5 protein-coding genes are annotated in these 4,976 nt (G+C 65.1%); 4 read left to right on the forward strand and 1 reads right to left on the reverse strand.

Annotated features, from left to right (window positions below):
• Window positions 1-282 precede the first annotated feature (282 nt).
• Together AB0D28_RS29830 and AB0D28_RS29835 are read left to right on the forward strand one after the other, a co-directional pair.
• The gene (locus AB0D28_RS29830) at window positions 283-1,707 is read left to right on the forward strand and encodes a hypothetical protein (protein WP_357391240.1); all 1,425 of its coding nucleotides are present in this window, start codon (window positions 283-285) and stop codon (window positions 1,705-1,707) included.
• A 290-nt stretch (window positions 1,708-1,997) separates the two neighbouring features.
• Complete coding sequence (locus tag AB0D28_RS29835) at window positions 1,998-3,323, forward strand: hypothetical protein (protein ID WP_357391242.1); 1,326 nt, start codon at window positions 1,998-2,000, stop codon at window positions 3,321-3,323.
• A 307-nt stretch (window positions 3,324-3,630) separates the two neighbouring features.
• On the opposite strand, the gene AB0D28_RS29840 is transcribed toward AB0D28_RS29835, so the two are convergent.
• Window positions 3,631-3,966: a hypothetical protein gene (locus AB0D28_RS29840; RefSeq protein ID WP_357391244.1), complete on the reverse strand. Its 336-nt coding sequence runs from the start codon at window positions 3,964-3,966 to the stop codon at window positions 3,631-3,633.
• Between the two features lie 95 nt (window positions 3,967-4,061).
• Between AB0D28_RS29840 and AB0D28_RS29845 the strand changes: the two genes are divergently transcribed.
• Window positions 4,062-4,478: a hypothetical protein gene (locus tag AB0D28_RS29845; protein ID WP_357391246.1), complete on the forward strand. Its 417-nt coding sequence runs from the start codon at window positions 4,062-4,064 to the stop codon at window positions 4,476-4,478.
• Between the two features lie 87 nt (window positions 4,479-4,565).
• Window positions 4,566-4,976: hypothetical protein (locus tag AB0D28_RS29850; RefSeq protein ID WP_357391248.1), on the forward strand; the 411-nt coding region annotated here is incomplete at its 3' end.

The following is a 4,976-nucleotide window of genomic DNA, read 5'->3' on the forward strand; positions in this document are numbered from 1 at the left end:
CCATCGACCAGATCCAATCCCTGATGCACCGGGTCAAAGGCTGTTTCAGCGACTCCTCGGCCTCTCACGTCCTGTCCGGCCGATACCTCGATCGCGCTCACGAACAGCTCTCGTTCGTCTTCACCAACGATGACGACGAGGACTGATCGGACCAGCACCAACTACGAGGCAAGCAATCCCGCAGAGGGATTGTGCGGCAGCACCCAAAAACCCGACCAGCCCGGCAACTTGCACGGACCCGGACCGGTCACCACCTCGAAACCACGCGAAGGAACACAGACCATGGACATGCTCATCGCCTCCGAAATCGCCGCCGGGATCTCAGCGGCCGGCCTCAGCTACCTCGGCCTCCAGTCCTACGGATACGGCGCGAAGTACTGGCAGATCAAGGACCCCGAACTCCGGCGCACCCACCGCGACGCCGCCCGCGTCCGTCGAACCTGGATGCGCCTCGCCCGCTATCTCCGGCTGAGCCTGCGCGACGACATCCCCACCATGCGCGACGCGATGTTCACCGACCGGAGCCGGGCCCAGCAGCCCAAGATCCGAGTCCCGCGCATCCGCAAGATCGACAACGACGCCTTCGGCGTGACCATCGATTTCGCCTCGATCCCCGGTGTCGGCCTGGAGGAGTTCGTCAAAGCCTGCGACCATCTCGCCAACCACTGGCGCATGACCCGCGTTTCGGCCCACCAGCCCGAACCCGGCGTCATTCGCGTTCGTGCTGTCCGCCGCGACCCGCTCACCATCCCGCTCGCGGTAGGCACACCTCGGAACCCGCGCCGCCTGGACTACTTCCCCGCAGGCCTGGACGAGTACGGCGAAATCGTCACGATCCGATTGAAGAACTCCAGCGGTGTCGGCGTCTACGGCCTGCCCGGCTACGGCAAGACCTCGTTCATCCTCGGCCTGATCTCCTATTTCGCCCTCAGCCCGGCCGTTCAATTCGTCGTCGCCGACGGCAAGGTCGAAACCGGCCTCGAAGGCGACTACCAGGACGTTGCCGACCGCTGCGCCGTCGTCATCGGAGACGACATCGCGACCTTCAACGCACTGCTCAAGCAGCTGCGCGACCTCCGCCGCCTGCGGTCGTCCACCATCCGCCAGACCTTGGGCACACCGAACGTGTGGGATGTCGGCCCCAGCGAGGACTGGCCGCTGATAATCGTCGTGATCGACGAGTGCCACACCTACTTCCAGCAGGTCAAAGACGGAGGCAACCCGGAGTTGAAGAAGCGCAACGCCATGGCCGCCGAAAACGTCCTGCTGGTCGAAGACCTCGGAAAGAAGGGTCGCAGCGTCGGAATCATCCCGATGCCGGCCACTCAGAAATCCACCGGCGAAGCCATCCCCACTCAGATCCGCGACGTCATGACGACCGCGATCAGCTTCGCCGTCCGCACCGAGGAAGCCGCGGTCGCCGCCCTGGGCGCCGATATCAAGAACTGGCCCGACGCCCACCCGCTGACCTTCCTGTCCGAGGAATACATCGGGGTCGCTTCCATGGTCGCCGCAGGTCGCCCCGGATTCACCCGCTTCCGCTCACCACACTGCCGCTCGGCCGTCGCCGCCGCGATCAGCGAGCAGGCCGCACACCTCGTCAAGCCGGAAACCCTGCCCGGCATCACCATCGGCCAATCCCACCGCGCCATCGCACCGGGCACGGCTGCGGCGTTGCTCCCCCATATCGACAAGATCACCGACTAGGCTGCCCGACCAACTCAGAGCGCTGAAACGCGTTGAGGGCCAGACCACTTGCACTGGTCTGGCCCTCGATGTCTTCACCGGCCCCTACGGAATTGCACACCTGCGGCCGGTTCAGCGCTCCCACGCAAGGAGACTGATCGATGGTACGACATCAGCCCGGCGGATCACCGGGTACGTGTCTGAACTGTGTCGCATGTGGCACGGAGATCCCGGCTTCCGAGATGGGCCGCCCTCGTCGGTTCTGCAACGATGCGTGTCGCAAGCGCGCGAAACGGGGCTCTGACCAGGCTTTGTCCGGAAAGTCCCCCACCAATTCGGGGGTAGGGGCGGGCCGAAGGCAGGAGCCCCACCCCCCCTCTTCCACTCAAACCTCCTCTGCCGCAACATCTTTCACCAATGGATCTGGTTCGGAAATCCTGTCCGAAATCGAGCCTGAGGGACTTTCCGGACACGCGCTCTCTAGGTACTACGCAAAGTTTGCGGCCGCCCCAGGTCAGGACCCATTTTCGGAACGTCGCATCATCCGCGCACGCCTGCTACACACGCTCAGGCAGGTCTCCACGGTCGATCGCTGCAAGAGCTGCGGATGGACACCACTCGGCCTCGCCGTCGTCCTCAAGGTCGGAACCACCGGTGACCGGAAGACAGCGGGATTCGGCGGACTCGAACGCTGCGGCCGAATCTGGCTCTGCCCCGAGTGCGCGGCCAAGATCCGCCTACGACGCGGTGAGGAGGTCGCTGAGGGCATCAGCAGGCACCTCGACAACGACGGCGGGGCACTGTTCTGGACCGTCGCCATCCCCCACGAACAAGGCGACGCACTCAAGGCTGTATTCACCACCCTCACCGAACTGATCCGGCTCGTCGCCTCCGGCCGGCCATTCCAACGCGATAAAAAAGCGCTCGGGATCCTCGGCAACATCAAGGCCATCGAGGTCACCCACGGCCGCAACGGCTGGCACCCGCACGCGCATATCCTCGTTGTCACCGAACGGGTCCTGACCTGGGAGCAGTGGACCACCTTTGCTCGGAACCTGGACTACCGCGTCGCGGCCGCGCTGAAAAAGCTCGGCTGGAACACCGGCCGGGCCGGTATCCGCTCCACGGTTATCCCGGTCGACAAGGGCGAAGGACTGGCCGCCTACATCACCAAGGTCCAGGAGAAGGGCCTCGGCAATGAGCTCGCGCGCGCGGACCTCAAATCCGGACGCAGAGGTGGCCGGACACCGTTCGAGATCCTCGCCGATTTCAGCGAGACCGGCCTGGTCGACGACCTCGAACTGTGGTGGGAATACGAGAAGGCCACCGCTGGCCGATCCGCGATCCGGTGGAGCAAAGGACTGCGCGCGCTGCTGCTGCCCGATACCGCGGAACAGAGCGACGACGAAATCGCCGCAGAGGAACAGGGCGGCGAGGCGGCGGCCTACATCACCATGCCCGCCTGGCGCCGAATCCGCCGCGATCCCGAGGTCCGATTGGCGTGCGAATTCGCCGCCGCCGAAGAGGGCTGGGAAGGACTTCTACGGGTGCTCATCCGCTATCGGATCAGCGCTCAGGGCATCTACACACCGGAGGAATGGGCCGTCCCCGACGAGGTCGAACTGGAGCCCGGATAGGTCGTCTCTCCGGGCGATAATCCCGGATCTCACCGAGGGTGCAAGAGGTGTGTCGGAAAAGTGCCGGCCGAATCAGCTCGGCCGGACCACCCTCCACCCTTCCCCGATATAGGCCAGATCCAAAGCTCAGGAGGGGCAGTCAAGGGCGCACTTCCCCTTGACTTCCCTGGATGAGCTGGACAATCGAGGCCCGGGGAAGACGGACCCCATCAAGATGATGCGTCCCGAACCGGACCTATCAAGATGATGCGGACACGAAAACGGCCGGTCGAACCCCTCCGACCGGCCGTACGTCTGCCCCCGCGCGCTACTTCTCCGGCCACACCTCCGCCCAGGTCTCCCGAGCCACCCGCGACGCGGCCCGGTTCGCGGCAGCCGTCACCGTGAGCCCCATCGTCCGGGCCACCTCGGTCTGCGTCGTCACGCCGTTCCGGAGCGCGTACGCCGCCAGCAGATGAGTCGCACGCTTGCCGATCTGCTCGACGTGGGAGAACTCCTCGAGGAGCGGAATCAGCCACTCGCCCACCGGCTGGCCCTCACGCGAATCGGCCTTGGCCACGATCCGGCGCGCGGTCTTCAGCAGCAGCGCGGCACGCTCCTCTACCCAATCTTCCAGTTCCGGAGGGGTTTCACGGTCAGGCATGGCGGTTTCTCCTTGACGGTCGGGCAATGACGTATAGAGTGTAGACGTACGGTTTTCGATTTCTAGAGACTAGAAATTCACGGAAGGTCTACCTCATGCCTCAGACATTCGTCATCGACCAGGCCGCTTCTTTCACCGGGATCGCGTTCCTCAGCAGCGCGCCCCGGCTCGAATTCGGCAGTGACAAGCAGGACCGCACCCGAGACGGCCTCGGCAAGTGGCAGATCGAGTGCGTCGCCGGATTCAAGGATCAGTTCGGCAACACCTCGCACGAGGTCATCAAGGTCAACGTCGCGGCCGCGCAGGACCCCGGTGCCGAGATGAGCTCGTACACCCCGGTGCAGCTGGTGAACTTCGTCGTCGGCGTCGTCCCGCCCGAAATGCGCAAGGACGGCCGGGGCCAGGACGTCGTACGTGGCGGCACCGTCTGGTACCGCGCCGATGAGATCCGCCCGACCAGCGCCCCCAGCGCCACCAACGGCAGCCGGAAAACCGCCGCTGCCGATCAGTGACCACGCCGGAAGGTGAGGCGCGGCTGGGAGCCGCGCCCCGCCGCCGGCGCTTTTCCGTTCGGCCCCGATATCCGAGAGGAACCCTCGATGACCACTCCCACCGATCCCGTAGCCGCAGTGCAGGAACTGTTCCCGACCACCGGCCCGCACACCCCCGAACAGGTGATCGCGGCCGCCGAATCCATCGCCGAACTCTGGCGCTACCTCGGCCACGCCTTCCAGCCCCAGTCCGGCCGGATCGAACCGCTGGAAAACCTCAGCGACGCCTACAGCTTCGTCGGCAACCTCGCCCTCGCAGACCAGCGCGCTACCGAAATCCTGCTTCGCCTCGCCCACTGGTCCACCTACATCGGAGACCGCTCCGTCAACACCGAGCACTACGGCATCACCGATCCGGACGGCTCCATCGACCAGATCCAATCCCTGATGCACCGGGTCAAAGGCTGTTTCAGCGACTCCTCGGCCTCTCACGTCCTGTCCGGCCGATACCTCGATCGC

It is taken from the genome of Micromonospora sp. NPDC048169 (assembly GCF_040652815.1).
In the GTDB taxonomy this organism is placed as follows: Bacteria; Actinomycetota; Actinomycetes; order Mycobacteriales; family Micromonosporaceae; genus Micromonospora.